The organism is Caballeronia sp. LZ019 (assembly GCF_031450825.1).
Classification (GTDB): domain Bacteria; phylum Pseudomonadota; class Gammaproteobacteria; order Burkholderiales; family Burkholderiaceae; genus Caballeronia.
On sequence record NZ_JARTVZ010000005.1, the window covers coordinates 2,323,634 to 2,346,744 of the forward strand.

Here is a 23,111-nt window from a genome sequence, read left to right on the forward strand (position 1 = left end):
AGGCGCTAAGAATGAGGCCTTTACAAGAAAAGGAGACGAACTATCCGAGTTGAAAAGCCATATCGGACGGTGCATTGCAGCAATTTTCCGTATTATGAGATAGCCTCTCATGATTCGAAAAATTCCTTGCTTCAAGCTCTGGACCCTCTTTAGAATTGCCGGCACGCGGCCAGTGCCCGCTTTTGTGCTTTCGCGCGGGCGTGTGTTGGCGGTTTAGGAGCGTTCCTCACATCAGGAGACGAGCATGTCCGCTGTACCCGACGAAGTTCTCAAATATGTCGCCAACGCAAAAGACGACGATCCGCAGGAAACCGCCGAATGGCTGGAAGCGCTCGATGGCGTGATTTCGGCGGTCGGCCCTGACCGCGCGCACTACCTGATCGAAAAGCAAATCGAATTCGCTCGCGTGCATGGCGAGCATCTGCCGTTCTCGGCGAACACGCCGTACATCAACACGATCCCCGTCGCCACCCAGGCGAAGATCCCGGGCGATCAGGACGTCGAACACCGCATCCGCTCGTACACGCGCTGGAACGCCATCGCAATGGTGCTGCGCGCGGGCAAGGACACCAACGTCGGCGGCCATATCGCTTCGTTCGCATCGGCGGCGACGCTGTATGACGTCGGCTTCAATCACTTCTGGCATGCGCCGTCGAAAGAGCATGGCGGCGACCTCGTGTTCGTGCAGGGGCACTCGTCGCCGGGTGTGTACTCGCGCGCCTTCCTGCTCGGCCGCCTGACCGAGAAGCAGCTGAACAACTTCCGCCAGGAAGTGGGCGGCGAGGGCATCTCGTCATATCCGCATCCGTGGCTGATGCCGGATTTCTGGCAGTTCCCGACCGTGTCGATGGGCCTCGGCCCGATCATGGCCATCTATCAGGCGCGTTTCATGAAGTACATGCAAGCGCGCGGCATCGCAAAGACCGAAGGCCGCAAGGTGTGGGCGTTCCTCGGCGACGGTGAAACGGACGAGCCGGAATCGCTCGGCGCGATCGGCATGGCCGGGCGCGAGCGGCTCGACAACCTCGTGTTCGTCATCAACTGCAACCTGCAGCGTCTGGACGGCCCGGTGCGCGGCAACGGCAAGATCATCCAGGAACTGGAAAGCGAATTCCGCGGCGCGGGCTGGAACGTCATCAAGGTCATCTGGGGCAGCCGCTGGGACGCGCTCTTCGCACGCGACAAGACCGGCGCGCTGATGCGCCGCATGATGGAAGTCGTCGACGGCGAATATCAGACGTACAAGTCGGAGTCCGGCGCATTCGTGCGCGAGCACTTCTTCAACACGCCGGAACTGAAGGCCCTCGTCGCCGACTGGTCCGATGACGACATCTGGAACCTGAATCGCGGCGGCCACGATCCGCACAAGATCTACGCGGCATTCGACGCCGCGACCAGGACGAAGGGCGCGCCGACCGTCATCCTCGCCAAGACCATCAAGGGTTATGGCATGGGCGAGCACGGCCAGGCGATGAACATCACGCACCAGCAGAAGAAGCTGCCGATCGAGACGCTGAAGAAATTCCGCGACCAGTTCCGCCTGCCGATCACCGACGAGCAGATCGTTGACGTGCCGTATCTCACGTTCGAGGAAGGCTCGAAGGAACTCGAATACATGCGCCAGAAGCGCATGGACCTGGGCGGCTATCTGCCGGCGCGCCGCGAAAAGGCGGAATCGCTGCCGGTGCCGGCGCTGTCCGCATTCGAGCCGCTCCTGAAAGGCACGGGCGAAGGCCGCGAAATCTCCACGACGATGGCCTTCGTGCGCGTGCTGAACATCCTGCTGAAGGACAAGGCCATCGGCAAGCGTGTCGTGCCGATCGTGCCGGACGAATCGCGCACCTTCGGCATGGAAGGTCTCTTCCGCCAGATCGGCATCTGGAATCAGGACGGCCAGAAGTACATTCCGGAAGACTCCGACCAGCTGATGTTCTACAAGGAATCGGAGACCGGCCAGATTCTGCAGGAGGGCATCAACGAAGCGGGTGGCATGTGCGACTGGATCGCGGCCGCGACGTCGTATTCGACGCACGGCGAGATCATGATCCCGTTCTACATCTTCTATTCGATGTTCGGCTTCCAGCGCATCGGCGATCTGGCGTGGGCGGCGGGCGACATGCGTTCGCGCGGCTTCCTGCTGGGCGGCACCGCGGGGCGCACGACGCTGAACGGCGAAGGCCTGCAGCACGAAGACGGTCACTCGCTCCTGTGGGCCGCATCGGTGCCGAACTGCGTGAGCTACGACCCGACGTTCGGCTACGAACTCGCGGTCATCATGCAGGACGGTCTGCGCCGCATGGTGCAGGACCAGGAAGACGTGTACTACTACATCACCGTGATGAACGAGAACTACGAGCATCCGGCGATTCCGCAGGGTGAGTCGGTTGCGTCGGACATCATCAAGGGCATGTACTCGTTCCGGAAGGCGGACGCGCCGGCCAAGGCGCACGTTCAACTGATGGGCGCGGGCACGATCTTCAACGAAGTCATCGCCGCTGCCGAACTGCTCAGGAACGACTGGGGCGTCTCCGCCGACCTCTGGAGCGTGCCGAGCTTCACCGAGCTCGCGCGCGAAGGCCAGGACTGCGAGCGTTACAACCTGCTGCATCCGACCGAAGAGCGACGCGTGCCGCACGTGACGAAGCTGCTCCAGGGCGCACAAGGCCCGGTGATCGCGTTGACGGATTACATCCGCGCGCTCGTCGACCAGATTCGCGGCTATGTCCCGAACAAGTTCGTGGTGCTCGGCACCGACGGTTACGGCCGCTCGGACACGCGCGAGGCGCTGCGCCACTTCTTCGAAGTCGACCGCTACTGGGTCACGCTGGCGGCGCTCAACGCGCTGGCCGACGAAGGCGCGATCGAGCGCAAGGTCGTCGCCGAGGCGATCAGCAAGTACAACCTCGACCCGGCCAAACCCAACCCGATGACCGTCTAAAGGCATCGCCCCCGAGCGTTGTGATGCGGCCTCTTTCCGAAGCGGAAAGAGGCCGTGTGCAACCCAGGAGACACTAATAATGAGTCAAGCGATCGAAGTCAAAGTGCCGGACATCGGCGATTTCAAGGACATTCCCGTGATCGAGGTTCTGGTCAAGGCGGGCGATGTCGTTGAACAGGAACAATCCCTCGTCACGCTCGAATCCGACAAGGCGACGATGGACGTGCCCAGTTCCGCAGCGGGCACGGTGAAGGAAGTGAAGGTGAAGGTGGGCGACAACGTGTCGGAAGGCACGCTGATCGTCGTGCTAGAAAGCGGCGTGAACGCGGGGTCGTCGGCGTCGTCGGCTGCGCCCGCGAAGCAGGAAGCGCCCGCCCATACGCAGACGCAATCGCAGCCGGCGCAGGCCGCGCAAGCGCCGGGCGGCGGATCGGTGGAAGTGAAGGTGCCGGATATCGGCGACTTCACGGACATCCCGATCATCGAGATCGGCGTGAAGGTCGGTGACAAGGTCGAGAAGGAGCAGTCGCTCGTCACGCTCGAATCCGACAAGGCGACGATGGACGTGCCGAGCCCCGCATCGGGCACGGTCAAGGAACTGAAGGTCAAGGTCGGCGATACGGTCTCCGAAGGATCGCTGATCCTCGTGCTCGAAGGCGGCGACGGTGCGAGCGCCGCGGCGCCGGCTCCGAAGCAGGAAGCCGCGAAAGCGGTCGAGCCGCCGCCCGACGCGCCCGCGAAGCCCGCGCCCGCCGCAGCCGCGAAGGAAGCGCCGTCCGCGCTGGCGCAAGCGCCGTTGATGCCTGCCGGCGACGGCACGCGCACGTCGAGTCACGCGTCGCCGTCGGTGCGCAAGTTCGCACGCGAACTGGGCGTCGATGTCACGCGTGTGAAGGGCTCGGGTCCGAAAGGCCGCATCACGCAGCAGGACATCACCGCGTTCGTGAAGGGCGTCATGAGCGGCCAGGGCGCAGCGCCCGCCGCGGCGGCCGCACCGGCTGGCGGTGGCGGCGGCGAACTCGGCCTGCTGCCGTGGCCGAAGGTCGATTTCACGAAGTTCGGTCCGGTCGATCCGAAGCCGCTCTCGCGCATCAAGAAGATCTCCGGCGCGAACCTGCATCGCAACTGGGTGATGATCCCGCACGTCACGAACAACGACGAAGCGGACATCACCGAACTGGAAGAACTGCGCGTCAAGCTCAACAAGGAGCACGAGAAGGCAGGCGTCAAGTTCACGATGCTCGCGTTCGTCATCAAGGCCGTGGTCTCGGCGCTGAAGAAGTTCCCGGACTTCAATGCGAGCCTCGATGGCGACAACCTCGTCTTCAAGCAGTATTACCACATCGGTTTCGCGGCCGATACGCCGAACGGCCTCGTCGTTCCGGTGATCCGCGACGCGGACAAGAAGGGCCTCGTTGACATCGCGAAGGAGATGGCGGAACTGTCGAAGCTCGCACGCGACGGCAAGCTGAAGCCCGATCAGATGCAGGGCGGCTGCTTCTCGATTTCGTCGCTGGGCGGCATCGGCGGGACGCACTTCACGCCGATCATCAACGCGCCGGAAGTGGCCATTCTCGGCCTTTCGCGCGGTCAGATGAAGCCGGTGTGGGACGGCAAGCAGTTCGTGCCGCGCCTCACGCTGCCGATGTCGCTGTCGTACGACCATCGCGTCATCGACGGTGCGGCCGCTGCGCGCTTCAACGCGTATCTGTCGGCGATTCTGGGCGATTTCCGTCGCGTCATTCTCTGATCTTCGGATCCGGCCGACGGCGGAACCTCGGGCTTGCCTCGAGGTTCCATCCGCACATCTCTTAGGGGACAACATGAGTCTCGTCGAACTAAAAGTACCCGATATCGGCGACTTCTCCGATGTCGATGTCATCGAAGTCAATATCAAGCCCGGCGACGTCATCGAAAAGGAACAGGGCGTCATCACGCTCGAAACCGACAAGGCGACGATGGAAGTGCCCGCCGATGTCGCAGGCATCATCAAGGAAGTGAAGGTCAGGCAGGGCGACAAGGTGAGCCAGGGCTCGGTCATCGCGATGATCGAAACCGAAGGCGCGAGCGCGGGCGCATCGCAGGCGCAAGCGCCGAAAGAGGCGTCGACCGCGAAGCCGGCGGCGCCGGCCGCATCGAGTGGCGCGGCGCAGGATGTGAAGGTCCCGGATATCGGCGACTTCAAGGATATTCCGGTCATCGAAATTCACGTGAAGCCGGGCGATACGGTCGAGAAGGAGCAGTCGCTCGTCACGCTCGAATCCGACAAGGCGACGATGGACGTGCCGTCGCCCGCAGCGGGCACGGTCAGGGAGCTGAAGGTCAAGGTCGGCGACAACGTGTCGGAAGGCACGCCGATCCTGACGCTCGACGCGCAGGGCGGCGGCACGACGTATGTGCCGACCGCGCCCGCCGCCGCCCAGCCGCAACCGGCCGAGAAGGCGAGCGCCGAGCCCGCGCCGCAAGCGGGCAGCTATTCGGGTTCGGCCGACGTCGAATGCGACATGCTCGTGCTCGGCGCGGGCCCCGGCGGTTATTCGGCGGCATTCCGTTCCGCCGATCTCGGCATGAACACCGTGCTCGTCGAACGCTATTCGACGCTCGGCGGCGTGTGCCTCAACGTCGGCTGCATTCCGTCGAAGGCGCTGCTGCATACCGCGCTCGTCATCGACGAGGCGGCCGCGCTGGCATCGCACGGCATCAGCTTCGGCGAGCCGAAGATCGACCTCGACAAGCTGCGCGGCTTCAAGGAAGGCGTCGTCAAGAAGCTGACCGGCGGTCTCGCGGGCATGGCGAAGGCGCGCAAGGTGCAGGTGGTCACGGGCGTCGGCACGTTCGTCGATCCGCATCACATGGAAGTGCAGGGCGACGGCGGCAAGAAAGTCGTGCGCTTCAAGAAGGCGATCATCGCGGCCGGCTCGCAAGCGGTGAAGCTCCCGTTCTTCCCGGATGACCCGCGCGTTGTCGATTCGACCGGTGCGCTCGAGCTGCGCCAGTTGCCCAAGCGCATGCTGGTGGTGGGCGGCGGCATCATCGGGCTCGAAATGGCCACGGTCTATTCGACGCTCGGCGCCGAGATCGACGTGGTTGAAATGCTTGACGGCCTGATGGTCGGCGCGGACCGCGATCTCGTGAAGGTGTGGGAGAAGTTCAACGCGAAGCGTTTCGCCAACGTGATGCTCAAGACGAAGACCACGAAGGCCGAAGCGAAGGACGATGGCATCTACGTCACGTTCGAAGGCGAGAAGGCGCCGGCCGAGCCGCAGCGCTACGACCTCGTGCTGCTGGCCGTCGGCCGCAGCCCGAACGGCGGCAAGATCGGCGCGGACAAGGCGGGCGTGGCCGTGACGGATCGCGGCTTCATCAACGTCGACAAGCAGATGCGCACGAACGTCGAGCACATCTTTGCGATCGGCGATCTCGTCGGCCAGCCGATGCTCGCGCACAAGGCGGTGCACGAAGGCCACGTTGCGGCGGAAGCCGCGCACGGCGAGAAGGCGTACTTCGACGCGATGCAGATTCCGTCGGTCGCCTACACCGATCCGGAAGTGGCGTGGGCCGGCAAGACCGAGGAACAGTGCAAGGCCGAAGGCCTCAAGTACGGCAAGGCGGTGTTCCCGTGGGCGGCGTCCGGTCGCGCGATCGCGAACGGCCGCGACGAAGGCTTCACGAAGCTCATCTTCGACGAAGAGACGCATCGCGTGATCGGCGGCGGGATCGTCGGGCTGAATGCGGGTGATCTGATCAGCGAAGTGTGTCTCGCCATCGAGATGGGCGCGGATGCGACGGATATCGGCAAGACCATTCACCCGCATCCGACGCTCGGTGAATCGGTCGGCATGGCGGCTGAGTTGTACGAAGGCGTCTGCACGGATCTGCCGCCGCAGCGGAAGAAGTAATCTCGCGGGTCGTTTGACGCACGAAGGCGCGTTCCTGCAAAGGGACGCGCCTTTTTTTATGCCGAACTCGCCGTGCAAAAAAAAACCCGGCCGGAGCCGGGTTTCTTGTTTCAACCGTCGCATGCCGAAGCATGCCTGGCCGATGTCTTACGCGACAGTGCGCTTTGCCGAAACTGCAGCGGTGCGAGCAGCTTGCTCGGTCGCTTGCGTCGCAGCCTTCGTGGCAGCCGTGGCGGCGGCGTTGAAGTTGCTTTCCGCGATTTCGACAGCTTGCTTCGTTGCCTTGTGGACGGTTTCGTACGTCGTGTTCGCGGCGGTGATGGCCGACTTCATCACGGCGACAGCCGTTTCCGAACCAGCGGGCGCGTTCTTCGCAACATTGTCGACCAGCGTCTGGACCTTGCGGTTCTGCTCTTCGTACTGCGCTTCCGCGACGCGGGCGAACTCAGCTTGCGTGGCCGATGCGATTTCATACAGGTGACGGCCGTACGACAGCACCTTCTCGGCGACCGGCTGGGTCAGGCTGGCCTGCAGCGCCAGCAGTTCCTGCGCGTCCTTCACCGAGAGGGCGCGTTGCGCGTTTTCCTGGCTTTCGGCGAGCGTGGACTTCACGACTTGGAGATTCAGTTCGACGAGCTTCTCGACGCCCTCGAACGCCTTGTTCGTCAGACCGAACAGCGTGTCGAAGTTGGCTTTCTGCGCAGCGGCGATTTGCTCGGGGGTCAACAGCGTCATCTCAGGCTCCTTATTGCCGACCCATCACGGCGGGTCGTGGTTTGATAGTTGCAGCAACTTGCTGCCAGATGGTGCACCTTCGATTGGTGCGTCGCAACATGAAGCCCATTTTAGAGATATTCCTATCGATGTCAAGGGCTTTTTGTGCGATGCACAAATAGTGGAAAACCCTTGTTAAACAAGAGTTTAAGTACAAAGGTTCGAACGTTCCAGAGGCAAGAGGTGCAGCTCATGCACCATGCTGAATTGCCGAAAAGCAGCAACTTCGCCGCTTCTGCCCGATTACGGGCTCCGTCGATCGCTAAGAAATTTCTCGTCTGTTCTTGTTTTTAAGACGTTGCCGTACACCAAACTGTTGAAGAACCGTTAACATTTCGACTGACGATGCAGTGCACACCGGCGCGGGGAGAGGGAAGGACATGCGCTCCTCTCCGCTAGCAGCAAGCCCGCCAGCGCCGTTCTTAAAGTCGAGCCTCAAGTTTGGGAAAGAATTGCCGACAGCACGTGAAACAGCGGGTCAAAGCGCGGGTTTCGCAGTGTCGGCTGCTCAGGGCTCGATCGTTTTTGCCGATCGATGCGCCCAATGTTTCAGAAATCAGCAATCGGCGCTTACAAAACGGATTAACGTGCGTCGATAAGTGCTTAATATTGCTTAAATTTCGCAGCTTCACTACACTTGGCGGTACTCTCCAGCCGCCCAACAGAACACTAATGAAAACCGAAATGTTTTCGTCGCTAAAGGTGGTGCATGGCGTGGCATTGCGCTCCGCATTGTCTCTCGCCGTATCGCTCGCCGTCGCGACATCCTTCGCAGTGGCTCCGGCTGAAGCCCTCGCCAAAACCACCACGCACAGCAAGGCCGCCAAGCAATCCGCCAAGCCCGCAGCCGCAGGCAAGTCCGCCAAGCCGGCTCGCGTCGCGAAAGCCGGCAAGGGCGCGCGCGCGGCCAAGGTCGCCGCGGCCGATGACGACGACGCACCCAAGGCCTCGCGCAAGCGTCGCGTGAACTACCGGATGGACTCGCATGCGCGCCGTGCTGCTGTGCACTCCGTGGCGTACCAGCCGCGCGCGACGTCGGTCGGGCAGGCGTTCGGTCTGCACGATACGCCCGACAGCCTCGCGCTGCGGTCGAGCGTTGCATATGTCGTCGATCAGGACACCTCCGAGACGCTCTTCGACAAGAACTCGCGCGCCGTCGTGCCGATCGCATCCATCACGAAGCTGATGACGGCGATGGTCGCGCTCGATTCGCACATGCCGCTCACCGAAGAAATGACGGTGACCGACGAAGACCGCGACTACGAGAAATACACGGGCTCGCGGCTCGCCGTGGGTTCGGTGCTGAATCGTGAAGACATGCTGCATATCGCGCTGATGGCGTCGGAAAATCGCGCGGCGGCGGCGTTGTCGCGTTATTACCCCGGCGGGCGTCCGGCGTTCATCGCGGCGATGAATGCAAAAGCGAAGGCGCTCGGCATGACTGATACCCACTTCGAAAATTCCACCGGTCTTACGAGCCAGAACGTGTCGAGTGCGCGCGATCTCGTGAAGATGGTCAACGCGGCGTACCAGTATCCGCTGATTCGCAAATTCTCGACGGACCGCAGCTACGAAGTCTTCACCGGCAAGCGCACGCTCGCGTACAACAGCACGAATGCGCTGGTTCGCAATGCGTCGTGGGATATCGGCTTGCAGAAGACCGGATTCATCAACGAGGCGGGCGAATGTCTCGTGATGCAGGCGAACGTGCACGGCCGGCCGGTCATCATGGTGCTGCTGGATTCGTATGGCAAGTATTCGCGCTTCGCCGATGCTGGCCGCCTGCGGTCGTATCTCGACACGCTCGGCGAGCCGCGCATCATGAGCGCGGACATGGGCGGCGGCGCTAATCCCTGAGCGCGTCCCCGGGATCGGCCGTCGGGCCGGGCCGCAAAAAAGCCGGAATCGTCGAGAGACGAATCCGGCTTTTTCTTTGGTCGTCGCGATCAGCGTTGCGCTTCGCGTTGTCCTTCCGCCGACGCTTCCGGGTGATAGCCGAGCGACCGCGAGATTTCCAGGGCGGTGTGGCTCAGTTGCCTGAGCCACGCGTCCTGCAGACGATCCGCAGGCGCCGAAAGCGATAGCCCCGCGACGAGCCGGCCGGTGTCGTCGTAGATGCCTGCCGCGATGCAGCGCACGCCAAGTTCCAGTTCCTCGTTGTCCCGCGCGCACGATTGCTGGCGCACGAACGACAACTCCCGTTCGAGCTTGGCGAGATCCGTGATGCTGTTCTGCGTGTGGCCCGAGAGTCCGGTGCGCATCGCGTAGGCGCGCACGCGAGCGGCTTCGTCGGCGGCGAGGAAGAGCTTGCCGACCGATGTGAGATGCAGCGGCGCCCGCCCGCCGATCGCGCGAACGACCTGCATGCCGGAGCGCTCCGAATACGCGCGCTCGATATACACGATCTCGTCGCCCTGTCGCACGGACAGATTCACCGTCTGACCCGTCTGCCGATGCAGCTCGCGCATCGGCGGCATCGCGGCTTCACGCACCGACAGACGCGCTTTCACCAGATTGCCGAGTTCCAGCAGCCGCATGCCGAGCCGGTACGTGCCCGGATCGGAGCGATCCACCAGCCGGCAGAGCACCATGTCGTTCAGGATGCGGTGCGCAGTGGACGGATGCAGGCCAGTGCTGTGCGAGAGTTCCTTCAGGCTGACCGGATCGGTGTGATTGGCAAGCGCGTCCAGCAGACGCATCATGCGTTCGATCACCTGAATGGATGTCTTGGAGTCCGGGTTCGTATCGCTCATCGTGAAAAATCGGTTGATGCGTCAAACAGCGGAAATTCCATTGTATCTCATAATGTGAAAAGAGATGCTGCGATGGCCAAGGTGTTCGGACATGCTCGCTTATCGCGGATAATCGGCGTGCTTCGCCTATCCGAACTAGAAGGAATTGCCCATGCGAGTCGGTTTATTCGTCACCTGTCTCATCGACATGATGCGTCCCGAGATCGGCTTTTCGGTCATCAAGCTGATCGAACGCGCCGGCTTCGAAGTGAGCGTTCCGCCCGCGCAGACCTGCTGCGGGCAGCCCGCGTACAACTCCGGCGATCGGCGGCTTGCACGCGATCTCGCCGAGAAAACGCTGCGCGAATTCGAGCAGTTCGATTACGTGGTCATCCCGTCCGGCTCCTGCGGCGGGATGGTTCGCGTGCATTACGGCGACCTCTTTCGTGACGATCCCGAACTAATGAACCGCTACGCGCGGCTGCAGCCGCGCGTCTTCGAACTGACGGACTTTCTCGTCACCGTGGCGAAGGCGCGCCTGGAACCAGGCGTTTTCGATGGCACCGTCACCTATCACGATTCCTGTTCGGGCCTGCGCGAGCTCGGCGTGAAGACGCAGCCGCGCGAATTGCTTGCGCAAGCCGGCGTGCCTGTCACCGAGATGGCCGGATGCGAGCATTGCTGCGGTTTCGGCGGCACCTTCGCGGTGAAGTACGGCGACATCTCGACGGCGATCGTTGACGAGAAATGCGCGAACATCAAGGCGAGCGGGGCGGATGCGGTCGTGCTCGGCGATCTGGGCTGCATGCTGAATATCGAAGGCCGGCTGCGCCGCACGGGCGACACCGCGACGCGCGTGCTGCATATCGCGCAAGTGCTTACCGGCGACGCGCAGAGCCGCGCCTGAGCATCGCGAGGAGACAAGAACATGCAAGTCCAGACGATGCACTTCAAGGCGCGCGCCGGCAGCAAGCTCGCCGACCAGAGGCTCCAGCAGAACCTCACGAAACTGTTGACGAAATTCGTCAGCGCGCGGGCGACGGCCGTGCGCGACATCGACTTCGAAGCGACACGCGCTGCGCTCAGGGAGCGTCGCAATCGCGCGCTCGAGAACCTCGACGTCTGGCTCGAAACGTTCGAGCGGGAGGCGACGAGGCGGGGCGCGACCGTGCTCTACGCGGAATCGACGCAGGACGCGGCGCGCCTCGTGGCGGACATTGCGCGCGAGCACGGCGTGAAGAAGGTCATCAAGACGAAGTCGATGGTGTCCGAGGAGATGCAGTTGAACCGCGTGCTCGGCGAGATGGGCGTGCAGTCCATCGAGACGGATCTCGGCGAATACATTCTGCAGATCAACGACAACGAGCCGCCGAGCCACATCATCGCGCCCGTGGTTCACAAGGACAAGGAACAGATCGCGGACCTGTTCGCGAGGACGCACGGCAAGCCGCGTCTCACTGATATCCCCGCGATGACGCGCGAGGCGCGCGACGTGTTGCGCCCGCATTTCATGTCGGCGGACATGGGCGTGACGGGCGGCAATTTCCTGATCGCGGAGACGGGATCGGTGGCCGTCGTGACGAACGAGGGCAACGAAGGCATGTGCACGGTGATGCCGCGCGTGCACGTCGCGGTCACGGGCATCGAAAAAGTGCTGCCGACGCTCGAAGATCTCGCTACCGCGATGCGCCTGCTGCCGCGCTCGGCCACCGGGCAGACCACGTCCAATTACTTCTCGCTGCTCACCGGCCCGCGCGCGTCGGACGAAACCGACGGCCCGGAACACATGTACTTCGTGCTCGTCGATGGCGGGCGCAGCGGGCTGATAGGCGGCGAGTTTCAGGAGATGCTGCGCTGCATCCGCTGCGGCGCGTGCATGAATCATTGCCCGGTGTATCAGAAGATCGGCGGGCATGCATACGGCTGGGTGTATCCCGGCCCGATGGGTTCGGTGCTCACGCCGGCTTATGTCGGCATCGACAAGGCGCTGGACCTGCCGCAAGCCGCGACGCTATGCGGTGAGTGCAACAGCGTTTGTCCGGTCGGCATTCCGATCTCCGATCTGCTGCGCAAGCTGCGCGAGAAGCAGATGGAGCGGCGGCTGCGTCCGTGGACCGAGCGCGCGGCGCTTGCGGCGTGGGGTTATCTGGCGATGCGTCCGGCTGCTTACGCGCTCGTGACCAGGTTGGCCGTGCGCGTGCTGGAGCGCATCGGCGGGCGGGAGAGGAAACTGTCGCGCCTGCCTTTCGGCGCGGGATGGACCGGCACGCGCGATATGCCCGCGCCCGTCGGCCGCACGTTCCGCGAACTGTACAAAGCGCAGCAATCGCATATCGGCTGACAGCGCAGGCGTCGCGCAAAGGAAAGGCCGCGCCGGATCGTGTGATCCGGCGCGGCCTTTTTCGCTTTCGGGCGGACGGTCAGCCGCCAGTCCGGCCGAGAAAGCCGCGGTCGTTCCCGCCGTGGCCACCACCGCCACCGCCGCCGCCACGCGACGGCGCCTGTTGCTGCTGTGGCGCCTGCTGCTGCGGGGGATGCGGCCTCACGCCGCCGACTGCCTGCGGTAACGGCGCGGCGCTGGCCTGTGGCGGAGGACCACCGCCGCCGCCGCGCTGCGGCGGGCCGCCGGCCTGACCGCCGCGATTCGGATACCCGTCGCCGCGCGGCCGGTTATTCCAGCCGCCAGGCGGCGGACGGCGATAGCCGGGGCTATCGTCCCAGTATCGCCGGGGCCCCGAATAGTAACCGCCGCCGATGACCACGCCGGGCTGCACGACCGGCCCGCCGTAATAAGCGGGATAGGCGGGGTAAGCCGCGTACCCGGGATCGTCGTACACGGGATAGCCGCCGCCATACATGGGGCCATCCGGATAAGCCGCGCATCCGCCCAGGAGCAACGCGGAGGAGAACATCACTAACCCAGCGACTTTCATGACCGTTGAAATTTTGGTTGCACGTTTAAGCATTAAGACACCGGGGGCGGCCCGATGTCCCCAACAACTTTGTAAGCCTTTATGACGGCCTGGCCTCGCCTGTTACATCGCACAGCGAAACTGGCCGACAACTTGCTTGTTGCCATGGACGCAACGAACCTTCTCTGTTCGATGGCTTTTTCAGCAACGGGCGATTGCGTACCATCCGAAACGTCGATCAGTGGGTACATCGCCCGCAGCGACATCGAACCGAAGGCAGTCTCATGAGAAAGACAATATCGACTTACTGGCCTCTCGCCATTCTGCTCGTGGCTGCGCTGACCTTCTGCATGCACGCGGAAGAGCGCGAATCGGCGGCTGCGCGCCGTCAGCAGGTGGACGTGGGCAGCGTGAGCGCGGAACTGGCGCGCGCGATTTCGTACGGTCTCGTCGAAGCCGACGACACAGCAGCGCCCGTCGTGCATCCCACGCCGCGCGCGCTGTAACGGCAACTGCATCGGCCGTAAAAAATGGCGTCCTTCGAACGAAGGACGCCATTCTCGTTTCTGCGGCAGACGACGCTTATCTGATGACGCTGGCGACCGCGTTTGCGACGACATCCAGATTGCGCGTGTTCAGCGCGGCGACGCAGATGCGGCCGGTGCTCACGGCGTAGATGCCGAACTCTTCGCGCAGACGGTCCACTTGCGCGGCGGTCAGGCCGGAGTACGAGAACATGCCGCGCTGGGCATCGACGAACGAAAAATCGCGATCGACGCCCGCCGCCTTCAGGCGCTCCACGAGACCGTTGCGCATCGCACGGATGCGGTCGCGCATTTCACCCAGCTCCTGTTCCCACGTCGCGCGCAGTTCGGCCGATGCCAGCACCGCCGCCACGATCGAGCCGCCATGCGTCGGCGGGTTCGAGTAGTTGGTGCGGATCACGCGCTTCAGTTGCGACAGCACGCGCGCCGATTCTTCCTTCGCCGTCGTGATGATCGACAGTGCGCCGACGCGCTCGCCATACAGCGAGAAGGACTTCGAGAACGACGACGACACGAATACGTTCAGCTCGGCCGCAGCGAAGAGACGCACGGCGGCGGCGTCGGCCTCGATGCTCTCGCCGAAACCCTGATAGGCGATGTCGAGGAACGGCACGAGGTTGCGCGCCTTCACGACTTCGACGATTTGCGCCCATTGCGCGGGGCTCAGGTTGACGCCCGTCGGGTTGTGGCAGCACGCGTGCAGCACGACGATCGTGCCCGCCGCATAGCCGTTCAGCGCGGCGAGCATGCCTTCGAAGTTCACGCCGTGGGTGGCGGCGTCATAGTACGGATAGTTGACGACTTCGAAGCCCGCGCCTTCGAACAGCGCGCGATGGTTCTCCCAACTCGGATCGCTGATCGCGACGGTCGCGTTCGGATTCAGGCGCTTCAAAAAATCCGCGCCGATCTTGAGCGCGCCCGTGCCGCCCAGCGCCTGCGCCGTGACGACGCGGCCCGCGGCGATCAGCGGCGAGTCGCGGCCGAGCAGGAGCGTCTGCACGGCGGAGTCGTAAGCAGCGATGCCGTCGATCGGCAGATAACCGCGCGGCAGCGCGGCGTTGACGCGGGCTTTTTCGGCTTCGCGCACGGCGCGCAGGAGCGGAATCTTGCCTTCTTCGTTGGTGTAGACGCCGACGCCCAGATTGACCTTGGTCGGGCGCGGGTCGGCGTTGAAGGCTTCGTTGAGGCCCAGAATCGGGTCGCGGGGGGCGAGTTCGACGGCAGAGAAAAGAGACATGATCTATCGGCAGTGAGGAAAGGACGTGCGGCAGGGAGTGCGGACGGCGAAGTTTCTCGACCGCGTCGCGCCTCGATGGCCGGAAAGCTGGCTCAGGCGCGGGCGTCGGCGGGGCGAAAGGCCGTGGAACCTCGTTTCGCGCCGCCTGGCCCAGTCGCACATTGTAGCGAATCCCGCTCCGGTTTCGTCGGCGGGCAGCGCGATTGCGCGCTTTTTACCGGCCGGCTCGCCGAAAATTGCCGCGAGCCGCCTTGCGGCGCTTGAGATCGCGCGAGCGAGCCCAATGTGCTGAACACGACGCGCGGTCACGCCGCACAGCAGGGATGCCGCGCCCGATTTCGCCCACGCCCGGGCGCTGCGCCAGTTTTGCGGCAGCCGCTAGAATAAGTGTTTGCCCCGGCGAAGACTCTCGTACCCATGTCCGATACCCTCATCGAAGCGCCCGACGCACTGGACGAGTCGAAGTTCGTCACCTTCGACGGCTCGCCGTTTCAGCTTTACCAGCCCTATCCGCCCGCCGGCGATCAGCCCGGCGCCATCGCGACGCTCGTCGAAGGCATCGAGGACGGCCTCTCGTTCCAGACGCTGCTCGGCGTCACCGGCTCCGGCAAGACCTTCACGATGGCGAACGTCATCGCGCGGATGGGCCGGCCGGCCATCGTCTTCGCGCCGAACAAGACGCTCGCCGCGCAGCTCTACGCCGAGTTCCGCGAGTTCTTCCCGCGCAACGCGGTCGAGTATTTCGTCTCGTACTACGACTATTACCAGCCGGAAGCGTACGTGCCGCAGCGCGATCTCTTCATCGAGAAGGATTCGTCGATCAACGAGCACATCGAGCAGATGCGGCTGTCGGCGACCAAGAGCCTGCTGGAGCGCCGCGACGTGGTCATCGTCGCGACGGTCTCGGCGATCTACGGTATCGGCAATCCGTCCGAATATCACAAGATGATTCTCACGCTGCGCACGGGCGACAAGTTCGGGCAGCGCGACATCATCGCGCGCCTGATCGCGATGCAGTACACGCGCAACGAAGCCGATTTTCAGCGCGGGACGTTCCGGGTGCGGGGCGACACCATCGACATCTTTCCGGCTGAGCACGCCGAAATGGCGGTGCGCGTCGAGCTGTTCGACGACGAGATTGAGTCGATGCAGCTTTTCGATCCGCTCACCGGCCGCGTGCGCCACAAGATTCCGCGCTTCACCGTCTATCCGTCGTCGCATTACGTGACGCCGCGCGACACCGTCATGCGCGCGATCGAGACGATCAAGGAAGAACTGCGCGACCGGCTCGAGTTCTTCCATAGCCAGGGCAAGCTCGTCGAGGCGCAGCGGCTGGAGCAGCGCACGCGCTTCGATCTCGAGATGCTGCAAGAGCTCGGCTTCTGCAAGGGCATCGAGAACTACTCGCGGCATTTCTCCGGCTCGGCGCCCGGCGAGCCGCCGCCGACGCTCGTCGACTATCTGCCGCCCGACGCGCTGATGTTGCTCGACGAGTCGCACGTGCTGATCGGCCAGTTGAACGGCATGTACAACGGCGACCGCGCGCGCAAGGAGAATCTTGTCGATTACGGCTTCCGCATGCCGTCCGCGCTCGACAACCGGCCGCTCAAGTTCAACGAGTTCGAGCGCAAGATGCGCCAGGCGATCTTCGTATCGGCGACGCCGGCCGACTATGAAAAAGCGAAAGCGGGGCAGGTGGCCGAGCAGCTCGTGCGTCCGACCGGCCTCGTCGATCCGGAGATCGAAGTGCGGCCCGCGCGCTCACAGGTTGACGACGTGCTCTCCGAGATCAATGCGCGCGTCGCGGCGCAGGAGCGCGTGCTCGTTACCGTGCTGACCAAGCGCATGGCCGAGCAGTTGACCGAATTCCTCGCGGACCACGGCGTGAAGGTGCGCTATCTGCACAGCGATATCGATACGGTCGAGCGCGTGGAGATCATCCGCGACTTGCGGCTCGGCACCTTCGACGTGCTCGTCGGCATCAACCTGCTGCGCGAGGGGCTGGATATTCCGGAGGTATCGCTCGTTGCGATCCTCGACGCCGACAAGGAAGGCTTCCTGCGCGCCGAGCGTTCGCTGATCCAGACCATCGGCCGGGCGGCGCGTAACGTGAACGGCAAGGCGATCCTCTACGCCGACAACATGACCGACTCGATGACACGCGCGATCGGCGAGACCGAGCGCCGGCGCGCGAAGCAGATCGCGCACAATCAGGCGATGGGCATCACGCCGCGCGGTGTCGAGAAGCGCATCAAGGACATCATCGATGGCGTCTACAGCGCCGACGATGCACGCGCCGAACTGAAGGAAGCGCAGGCGCGCGCCAAGTTCGAGGACATGAGCGAGAAGCAGATCGCGAAGGAAATCAAGCGCCTCGAGAAGCAGATGATGGATCACGCGAAGAACCTGGAATTCGAGAAAGCCGCGCAGACCCGCGACCAATTGGCGCTGCTGCGGCAGCGCGTGTTCGGCGCGAACGTCGGCGATCACGTGAGCGGGCCGGGCGGAAAGTGACGCCCGGCGCGGCGTTGCGGCATCGACAGGCGGCGAACCTTCGGTTCGCCGTTTTTCTTGCTGCTTTCCTCCGCCCGAAAAGCCTTACCGCGACTGGGTTTGTAAGCCGGTTCAAATTGTTGCGCCCACCGAACGATGCTAAACTGACGAACATTGAGAATGGTTCGTATTACCGTTCACGGTAGCGGGGTAATCGGCCGTTTTGTAGCGTGGCCGCGCGGCGGCTTCGAAGCGCGGGCCGGTCCATAAAAAGAAGGAGTATCTGATGGGTTCTACGTTGATGCGCGGCCTTGTCGCCGCCGCTGGTCTCACGGCGATGATGGCGGCCTCCGCTGCCGAGTATCCGATCGGAAAGCAGCACATCGAAGGCGGCATGGAAGTGGGCGCCGTCTATCTGCAGCCGATCACGATGTCGCCGGAAGGCATGATGCGCAAGGCGTCGGATTCGGACATCCACCTCGAAGCGGACATCCACGCGGTCAAGAACAATCCGACCGGTTTCGCGGAAGGCGACTGGATGCCGTACCTCAACATCACGTACGAACTCTCGAAGGTCGGGACGACGCAGACGGTCAAGGGCGACCTGATGGCGATGGTCGCAAGCGACGGCCCGCATTACGGCGACAACGTCAAGCTCTTCGGTCCGGGCAAGTATCACCTGAAGCTGCACATCTCGCCGCCGACGGAAACCGGCCATATGGCGTTCGGTCGCCACACCGACAAGGAAACCGGCGTCGGCCCGTGGTTCAAGCCGTACACGATCGAATACGACTTCCCGTTCGCGGGCATCGGCAAGAAGGGCGGGTATTGAGTATCGAGCGCCCGCGCGCGTGAGCCGGGCGCGTTCTTCTCCAGGAAGTACGCATGAAATTCAACAGGCAGGTTGTTGCACTGGCGTTGTCCACGTTGATTGCCGGCGCGAGCGCCGGTGTCGCGCAGGCCGCCGATCTCCCGACGTTCAAGCTCGAAATGAACGACGGCAAGCTGAACCCGGCGCGCATCGAAGTGCCGGCGGGGCAGCGCATCAAGATCGAGGTGCACAACGTCGGCAAGGGCGCCGCCGAATTCGAGAGCGTGCAGTTGCGCAAGGAAAAGGTCCTTGCGCCCGGCGCGGATTCGTTCGTCGTGATCGCGCCGCTCGATCCGGGCGAGTACAAGTTCTTCGACGATTTCCACCAGACGGCGCAAGGCGTCATCGTCGCGAAGTGATGTTCCTGCCGCGCGGTGCGATCGCGCGGCGGTAGTGAAGCAGAACCGCAGGAGGTGTGCGTTATGGGGCAGGTCCTTTTCATCGTTTGGCGGGAAAGCGTCGAGGCGCTGCTGGTCGTCGGCATCCTGCATGCGTGGCTCAAGAACGGCGATCATCAGGCGCGCCGCGGCCTGCCTTACCTGTGGTTCGGCGTCGCGGCCGGGCTGCTGGCGGCGATCGCGCTCGGCGCGGCGCTTATCGGTTTCACCGAAGTGCTGTCGGGCAATGCGCAGGATTACTTCCAGACCGGCATGGTGCTGATCGCGTGCGTGCTGATCGTCCAGATGGTGCTGTGGATGAAGCGGCACGGCCGCACGCTCAAGCGCGACATGGAAACGTCGCTGAAAAGGACCACGCAGGACGGGCACTGGTGGGGCATCGCGCTGCTGGTCGCGCTTGCGATCGCGCGTGAAGGCAGCGAAACGGCCGTGTTCCTGTATGGCGTCGGCTTCGGGCAGTCGGGTCACGTGCCGGCGTCGCAGTACGTGGCGATCGTCATCGGCTTCGGGCTCGCGCTGCTCACGTTCTACGTGCTCCAGCTCGGCGGCAAGGTCTTCTCGTGGCGCTCGTTCTTCCGCGTCACCGAGATCATGCTGCTGTTTCTCGCCGCCGGTCTCTTCGAAACGGGCGTCGACAAGCTGATCGACATGGAAGTGCTGCCGGTGATCGTCAATCAGGTGTGGAATACGTCCGCGCTGCTCGACGATTCCACCACCTTCGGCTCGCTCGTCGCGACGCTTACCGGTTATCGTGCGCATCCCGCCGGCATGAATCTCGTCGCTTATGCGGTGTACTGGATCGTCATCTATCTGCTGATGCGCCGCTCCAACAATCAGATGGCGCAAAAGCAGAAGGCGGCTGGCCGCCCAGCATGAGCTCCCAGATGCAATCAGGTGTGCGAGTCCCTAGCCGGCTTCAGCAAGCCGGCCAATGGATGCAACGTCACGGCAGCACGATCCGCGCAATTCAGTGGGTCGTGGTGGCCGTGTACGCTTTTCTGATTCTCGTTCCCGCCGTGATGCCGCTGCCCGACGGCTCGGCGCATCTCTGGAACAACCTCACGCTCGCGGCGCAGTTCGTGTTCTGGGGCATCTGGTGGCCGTTCGTGCTGCTGTCGATGGTGATGCTCGGCCGCGTGTGGTGCGGCGTGCTGTGTCCCGAAGGCGCGCTGACGGAGTTCGCGAGCCGTTTCGGGCGCGGCCGCGCCATTCCGCGCTGGATGCGCTGGGGCGGCTGGCCTTTCGTCGCGTTCGGCCTCACGACAATCTACGGCCAGATGGTCAGCGTCTACCAGTATCCGAAGGCCGTGCTGCTCGTGCTCGGCGGATCGACGGTTGCGGCCATGGTCATCGGCGCGCTGTACGGCCGCGAGAAGCGCGTGTGGTGCAAGTATTTGTGCCCGGTAAACGGCGTGTTCTCGCTGCTTTCGCGCCTGGCGCCGTTTCACTACAAGGTCGACGAAGACGCCTGGCGGCGCTCGTACACGAAGGGCGAGCACGGGCATCGCGTGATTCCGATCAACTGCGCGCCGCTCGTGCCGCTGCGCAACATGAAGGGCGCCGCCGACTGCCACATGTGCGGACGATGCAGCGGTCACCGCGACGCTATTGCGCTGTCGTGGCGCTCGCCCGCCGAGGAAGTCGTGAATCTCGGCGACAGGGCGGCGAATCCCTGGGATACCGCGCTCATTCTCTATGGGCTGCTGGGCATCGCCATCGGGGCTTTTCACTGGACCGTGAGCACGTGGTTCGTCGATCTGAAGCAGTTCTGCGCGGGCTGGCTGATCGACCACAACATTCTCTGGCCGCTCGAAGCGAACGCGCCGTGGTTCCTGTTCACGAACTATCCGGAGCAGAACGACGTCTTTTCGTGGCTCGACGGCACGCTGGTCATCGGTTATATCGTCGCGACGGGGCTCGTCTACGGCACGGCGCTGCTCGCGCTTCTCGCCGGTGGCGCGCGCATGCTCGGCGGGGGCAGCGCGAAGCGGCTGCATCATCTGGCGCTCGCGCTGATTCCGATTGCGGGCGTCGGCGTGTTTCTCGGCCTTTCCGCGACGACCGTCTCGCTGCTGCGCGCGGAGCACGTGCCGCTGTGGTGGGTCACGGGCTTGCGCCTCGGGCTGCTCGGCATCGCGAATGTATGGAGCGCGTGGCTCGCCTGGCGCGTGACCGGCCGCTATGCCGCGGCGACTGTTCCCCGCTTCGCTGCAATGTTATGGTTCGTGGCAGCGCTGGCCGTTGCGGACAGCGCGTGGTATTTGATGTTCTGGGGCTTTTCACGCTAACCGGACCGCGAGTGCGCCATGAGAACGAAACCCGTACTGACCGACGATGATGTCACCGCCATGGCCGCCGCCGCCGAGGCTTTCGCGAAACAGCATCAGTGGAACGTGACGATCGCCATCGTCGATGAAGGCGGGCATCTGCTGCATCTGCACCGGCTGGACGGGGCGGGCGCGAGCACGGTCGAGATGGCGACGGGCAAGGCGCGGACCGCCGTCCTCGGCCGCCGCGAGACGAAAGCCTACGAGGACACGATCAAGCAAGGCCGCACCGCGTTCCTGTCCGCACCGATGACCGCGATGCTCGAAGGCGGCGTGCCGATTTTCGTCGGCGCGGATATCGTCGGGGCGGTGGGGGTATCGGGCGTGAAGTCGGATCAGGATGCGCAGATCGCGCGCGCGGGCATCGCCGCGCTGGGGATCGAGAGCGCCTGAGGAGAGCGCCTGAGCAGAACGTGTCAGGCGTTCATCGCCAAAGGAAACGGCACGCTTTCATCAGGAAAGCGTGCCGTTTTTTTTTCCGCATGAAGAATGCGGGCACATCCGGCAGGAACCAAAAAAACGGCTTCGCTGGCTATCGACGACTGGCTGGTGTTTGCACGAAGGGGTCTAAATTCTCGCGTGCAAGTCGTCCTTGCTGGCTAAGGCCAAACACCTCCTGGCGAGGTGGTCCCCACAATACACGGTACGTACAGCGTTCCTTGCGCTACTTCGTCAGGATGAGTTTCCCCAGACGCGTCGCGCGCAACTGATAAGTCTCCCCGTTATGCATGATGGCGATGTGACTGCGCCCCTGCAGCAGCGTATCGCTGCGCAGCGACCGCTCGGCGTTCGCATCAGCTGCAGGAGCGGGGGTCGCCGCCTTCAGGCGGGTAATGGCCGCGTCGCGAACAGCCGGACGGCGCAGCCTGAGCGTGGAGGATCGCAGCGTGTCGGTCATGTCGGTGAGAGAGTGCGTTCGTTGATTCGATGGATCTATAGTAAATGATAACGATTCCTATTTGCAAGCAGACTTTCCGATGGAAGCGCGACTTTCGATAGCCGCGCTTCATGTGCTCAGTGCAGCGGGCTTTCGCCGGTGCGGCCGTGTGCGTACTGGCGAATCAGCCGAACGGTATCGATATCCGACTCGCGATACGCCGACTTGACGATCTCCTGCGTCTGTCGTTCATCAGGCGTCGGATGGTCGTTCTCCGGCAGCGTCGTGCTGTAGGTGAAGCGCAAGAAGAGCTGAAGCGCATCCGGCTGTTCGATGGCCATAGTCAGCGAGCCGCCGACGTGCTCCGCAGTCGGCAGGATGTCGTAGCGCACGCTGTCGTTCGGATAGAGCGTCACGCGGTCTCGCACGACGGCCTGCCCGTAATGCAGTTCGCGCTCCATGACGTCGCCGTCGCGCGAAAGGATGGCGCAGCTATCGAGGCCCAGCACGAACAACTGCGGCTGCTCGGCGCGCAGCACGAGGCCTTCCCACAACTGCTCGCGCGTCAGGGATGCGACGAGCGGGTTGTGCGGATCGTTGATCTGGATCAGGTGTTCAAAATTCAAGACGACGTTTCCTTGGACGTTCGTGATGCCGATGGCAGGCCGTCAGACTTCGGCTAGTTCAGACTCGATGTGGATCGCGCCAGAGAGGACCTTGTGCATCGGGCACGCGTTGGCGATTTGCAATAGCCGTTCCCGCTGCTCGGTGTCGAGCGCGCCCGCAACGGTGATTCGACGGTCGATGACCGTGCCGCCGTCCGTGCTTTTCATCGACAGCGCCACCTCTACGGAATCGAGCGCCCAGCCTTTGCGCTTCGCGTACATCTTCAGCGTGATCGAGGTGCACGCGCCCAGGCTCGACAGCAGCAGCGCAGCCGGCTGCGGTGCCGAGTCCGCGCCGCCGAGGCTGGCCGGTTCATCGGCGTGCCAGGTGTGCGTGCCGTCTTCGAGACGCGTTCGATATTCAGCCTCGCCGATGACGGCGGTCACGACAGGAGCGGACATGCGCTTTTCCTCGAGAAGGGAACGGACGCGCCGGACAAAAA

General features: G+C 63.5%; 20 protein-coding genes and 1 pseudogene. 14 read left to right on the forward strand and 7 right to left on the reverse strand.

Annotation, left to right across the window (positions count from 1 at the left end):
- Nucleotides 1-244 precede the first annotated feature (244 nt).
- The 4 genes and pseudogenes from aceE (at nucleotide 245) to lpdA (ending at nucleotide 6,837) form a co-directional block, all read left to right on the forward strand.
- Complete coding sequence (aceE, locus tag P9255_RS24280; protein ID WP_309790547.1) at nucleotides 245-2,938, forward strand: pyruvate dehydrogenase (acetyl-transferring), homodimeric type; 2,694 nt, start codon at nucleotides 245-247, stop codon at nucleotides 2,936-2,938.
- Between the two features lie 79 nt (nucleotides 2,939-3,017).
- Nucleotides 3,018-4,688 (forward strand): dihydrolipoyllysine-residue acetyltransferase, encoded by a 1,671-nt coding sequence (gene aceF / locus P9255_RS24285; RefSeq protein ID WP_309765160.1) that lies wholly within the window; start codon nucleotides 3,018-3,020, stop codon nucleotides 4,686-4,688.
- Between the two features lie 73 nt (nucleotides 4,689-4,761).
- Nucleotides 4,762-4,968 (forward strand): annotated as a pseudogene (locus tag P9255_RS24290) (biotin/lipoyl-containing protein); the annotation flags it as partial.
- Between the two features lie 126 nt (nucleotides 4,969-5,094).
- A complete protein-coding gene (gene lpdA / locus P9255_RS24295) occupies nucleotides 5,095-6,837 on the forward strand; it encodes a dihydrolipoyl dehydrogenase (protein WP_309765487.1) in 1,743 nt (580 codons plus the stop codon).
- A 147-nt stretch (nucleotides 6,838-6,984) separates the two neighbouring features.
- Here the strand turns inward: lpdA and P9255_RS24300 are convergent, their stop codons facing one another.
- Entirely contained in the window at nucleotides 6,985-7,572 is a 588-nt protein-coding gene (locus tag P9255_RS24300) for a phasin family protein (protein WP_035970856.1), read from the reverse strand.
- A 711-nt stretch (nucleotides 7,573-8,283) separates the two neighbouring features.
- On the opposite strand from P9255_RS24300, the gene pbpG reads away from it, so the two are divergent.
- Nucleotides 8,284-9,468, forward strand: coding sequence for a D-alanyl-D-alanine endopeptidase (pbpG, locus tag P9255_RS24305; RefSeq protein WP_309765159.1), 1,185 nt, complete (start codon nucleotides 8,284-8,286; stop codon nucleotides 9,466-9,468).
- Nucleotides 9,469-9,557: 89 nt separating this feature from the next.
- On the opposite strand, the gene P9255_RS24310 is transcribed toward pbpG, so the two are convergent.
- Nucleotides 9,558-10,364 carry an IclR family transcriptional regulator gene (locus P9255_RS24310; protein WP_309765158.1) on the reverse strand — a complete coding sequence of 269 codons (807 nt, stop codon included), beginning with the start codon at nucleotides 10,362-10,364 and terminating at the stop codon, nucleotides 9,558-9,560.
- A 151-nt stretch (nucleotides 10,365-10,515) separates the two neighbouring features.
- On the opposite strand from P9255_RS24310, the gene P9255_RS24315 reads away from it, so the two are divergent.
- Nucleotides 10,516-11,250: a (Fe-S)-binding protein gene (locus P9255_RS24315; protein WP_309765157.1), complete on the forward strand. Its 735-nt coding sequence runs from the start codon at nucleotides 10,516-10,518 to the stop codon at nucleotides 11,248-11,250.
- Between the two features lie 21 nt (nucleotides 11,251-11,271).
- A complete protein-coding gene (locus P9255_RS24320; RefSeq protein ID WP_309790548.1) occupies nucleotides 11,272-12,684 on the forward strand; it encodes a lactate utilization protein B in 1,413 nt (470 codons plus the stop codon).
- Nucleotides 12,685-12,763: 79 nt separating this feature from the next.
- Here P9255_RS24320 and P9255_RS24325 read toward each other — a convergent pair whose 3' ends face one another.
- Nucleotides 12,764-13,255, reverse strand: coding sequence for a hypothetical protein (locus tag P9255_RS24325; protein ID WP_309790549.1), 492 nt, complete (start codon nucleotides 13,253-13,255; stop codon nucleotides 12,764-12,766).
- A 284-nt stretch (nucleotides 13,256-13,539) separates the two neighbouring features.
- Here P9255_RS24325 and P9255_RS24330 point away from each other — a divergent pair, with 284 nt between their 5' ends.
- On the forward strand, nucleotides 13,540-13,761 hold the full coding sequence (locus P9255_RS24330; RefSeq protein WP_309765154.1) for a hypothetical protein: 222 nt from the start codon (nucleotides 13,540-13,542) through the stop codon (nucleotides 13,759-13,761).
- 76 nt (nucleotides 13,762-13,837) lie between these two features.
- Here the strand turns inward: P9255_RS24330 and P9255_RS24335 are convergent, their stop codons facing one another.
- Nucleotides 13,838-15,037, reverse strand: coding sequence for an amino acid aminotransferase (locus tag P9255_RS24335; RefSeq protein ID WP_309790550.1), 1,200 nt, complete (start codon nucleotides 15,035-15,037; stop codon nucleotides 13,838-13,840).
- A 417-nt stretch (nucleotides 15,038-15,454) separates the two neighbouring features.
- On the opposite strand from P9255_RS24335, the gene uvrB reads away from it, so the two are divergent.
- The 6 genes from uvrB (at nucleotide 15,455) to P9255_RS24365 (ending at nucleotide 21,519) form a co-directional block, all read left to right on the forward strand.
- Complete coding sequence (uvrB, locus tag P9255_RS24340; protein WP_309790551.1) at nucleotides 15,455-17,551, forward strand: excinuclease ABC subunit UvrB; 2,097 nt, start codon at nucleotides 15,455-15,457, stop codon at nucleotides 17,549-17,551.
- A gap of 265 nt (nucleotides 17,552-17,816) precedes the next feature.
- Entirely contained in the window at nucleotides 17,817-18,362 is a 546-nt protein-coding gene (locus P9255_RS24345; RefSeq protein ID WP_404980411.1) for an iron transporter, read from the forward strand.
- 53 nt (nucleotides 18,363-18,415) lie between these two features.
- Nucleotides 18,416-18,760, forward strand: a complete 345-nt coding sequence (locus P9255_RS24350) for a cupredoxin domain-containing protein (RefSeq protein ID WP_309765151.1) — start codon at nucleotides 18,416-18,418, stop codon at nucleotides 18,758-18,760.
- A 63-nt stretch (nucleotides 18,761-18,823) separates the two neighbouring features.
- On the forward strand, nucleotides 18,824-19,675 hold the full coding sequence (locus tag P9255_RS24355) for an FTR1 family protein (RefSeq protein ID WP_309765150.1): 852 nt from the start codon (nucleotides 18,824-18,826) through the stop codon (nucleotides 19,673-19,675).
- Between the two features lie 59 nt (nucleotides 19,676-19,734).
- Nucleotides 19,735-21,087, forward strand: a complete 1,353-nt coding sequence (locus P9255_RS24360) for a 4Fe-4S binding protein (RefSeq protein WP_404980412.1) — start codon at nucleotides 19,735-19,737, stop codon at nucleotides 21,085-21,087.
- A gap of 18 nt (nucleotides 21,088-21,105) precedes the next feature.
- Complete coding sequence (locus P9255_RS24365; RefSeq protein ID WP_309765148.1) at nucleotides 21,106-21,519, forward strand: heme-binding protein; 414 nt, start codon at nucleotides 21,106-21,108, stop codon at nucleotides 21,517-21,519.
- A gap of 271 nt (nucleotides 21,520-21,790) precedes the next feature.
- Here the strand turns inward: P9255_RS24365 and hemP are convergent, their stop codons facing one another.
- The 3 genes from hemP to P9255_RS24380 form a co-directional block, all read right to left on the reverse strand.
- Entirely contained in the window at nucleotides 21,791-22,024 is a 234-nt protein-coding gene (gene hemP, locus P9255_RS24370; RefSeq protein ID WP_309765147.1) for a hemin uptake protein HemP, read from the reverse strand.
- A 116-nt stretch (nucleotides 22,025-22,140) separates the two neighbouring features.
- Nucleotides 22,141-22,629: an SRPBCC family protein gene (locus tag P9255_RS24375; protein ID WP_035970074.1), complete on the reverse strand. Its 489-nt coding sequence runs from the start codon at nucleotides 22,627-22,629 to the stop codon at nucleotides 22,141-22,143.
- Between the two features lie 42 nt (nucleotides 22,630-22,671).
- The gene (locus tag P9255_RS24380) at nucleotides 22,672-23,070 is read right to left on the reverse strand and encodes an OsmC family protein (RefSeq protein WP_309765146.1); all 399 of its coding nucleotides are present in this window, start codon (nucleotides 23,068-23,070) and stop codon (nucleotides 22,672-22,674) included.
- Nucleotides 23,071-23,111: the final 41 nt, after the last annotated feature.

Bases quoted from the DNA above. Each gene is read 5' to 3' on its own strand.
- P9255_RS24360 (WP_404980412.1), top strand. From the start codon at position 19,735: ATGCAACGTCACGGCAGCACGATCCGCGCAATTCAGTGGGTCGTGGTG.
- P9255_RS24320 (WP_309790548.1), top strand. From the start codon at position 11,272: ATGCAAGTCCAGACGATGCACTTCAAGGCGCGCGCCGGCAGCAAGCTC.
- hemP (WP_309765147.1), bottom strand. From the start codon at position 22,024: ATGACCGACACGCTGCGATCCTCCACGCTCAGGCTGCGCCGTCCGGCT.
- aceE (WP_309790547.1), top strand. From the start codon at position 245: ATGTCCGCTGTACCCGACGAAGTTCTCAAATATGTCGCCAACGCAAAA.
- P9255_RS24355 (WP_309765150.1), top strand. From the start codon at position 18,824: ATGGGGCAGGTCCTTTTCATCGTTTGGCGGGAAAGCGTCGAGGCGCTG.
- P9255_RS24325 (WP_309790549.1), bottom strand. From the start codon at position 13,255: ATGTTCTCCTCCGCGTTGCTCCTGGGCGGATGCGCGGCTTATCCGGAT.
- P9255_RS24300 (WP_035970856.1), bottom strand. From the start codon at position 7,572: ATGACGCTGTTGACCCCCGAGCAAATCGCCGCTGCGCAGAAAGCCAAC.
- P9255_RS24365 (WP_309765148.1), top strand. From the start codon at position 21,106: ATGAGAACGAAACCCGTACTGACCGACGATGATGTCACCGCCATGGCC.
- P9255_RS24335 (WP_309790550.1), bottom strand. From the start codon at position 15,037: ATGTCTCTTTTCTCTGCCGTCGAACTCGCCCCCCGCGACCCGATTCTG.
- P9255_RS24330 (WP_309765154.1), top strand. From the start codon at position 13,540: ATGAGAAAGACAATATCGACTTACTGGCCTCTCGCCATTCTGCTCGTG.
- pbpG (WP_309765159.1), top strand. From the start codon at position 8,284: ATGAAAACCGAAATGTTTTCGTCGCTAAAGGTGGTGCATGGCGTGGCA.
- P9255_RS24380 (WP_309765146.1), bottom strand. From the start codon at position 23,070: ATGTCCGCTCCTGTCGTGACCGCCGTCATCGGCGAGGCTGAATATCGA.
- P9255_RS24310 (WP_309765158.1), bottom strand. From the start codon at position 10,364: ATGAGCGATACGAACCCGGACTCCAAGACATCCATTCAGGTGATCGAA.
- P9255_RS24350 (WP_309765151.1), top strand. From the start codon at position 18,416: ATGAAATTCAACAGGCAGGTTGTTGCACTGGCGTTGTCCACGTTGATT.
- aceF (WP_309765160.1), top strand. From the start codon at position 3,018: ATGAGTCAAGCGATCGAAGTCAAAGTGCCGGACATCGGCGATTTCAAG.
- P9255_RS24345 (WP_404980411.1), top strand. From the start codon at position 17,817: ATGGGTTCTACGTTGATGCGCGGCCTTGTCGCCGCCGCTGGTCTCACG.
- uvrB (WP_309790551.1), top strand. From the start codon at position 15,455: ATGTCCGATACCCTCATCGAAGCGCCCGACGCACTGGACGAGTCGAAG.
- P9255_RS24315 (WP_309765157.1), top strand. From the start codon at position 10,516: ATGCGAGTCGGTTTATTCGTCACCTGTCTCATCGACATGATGCGTCCC.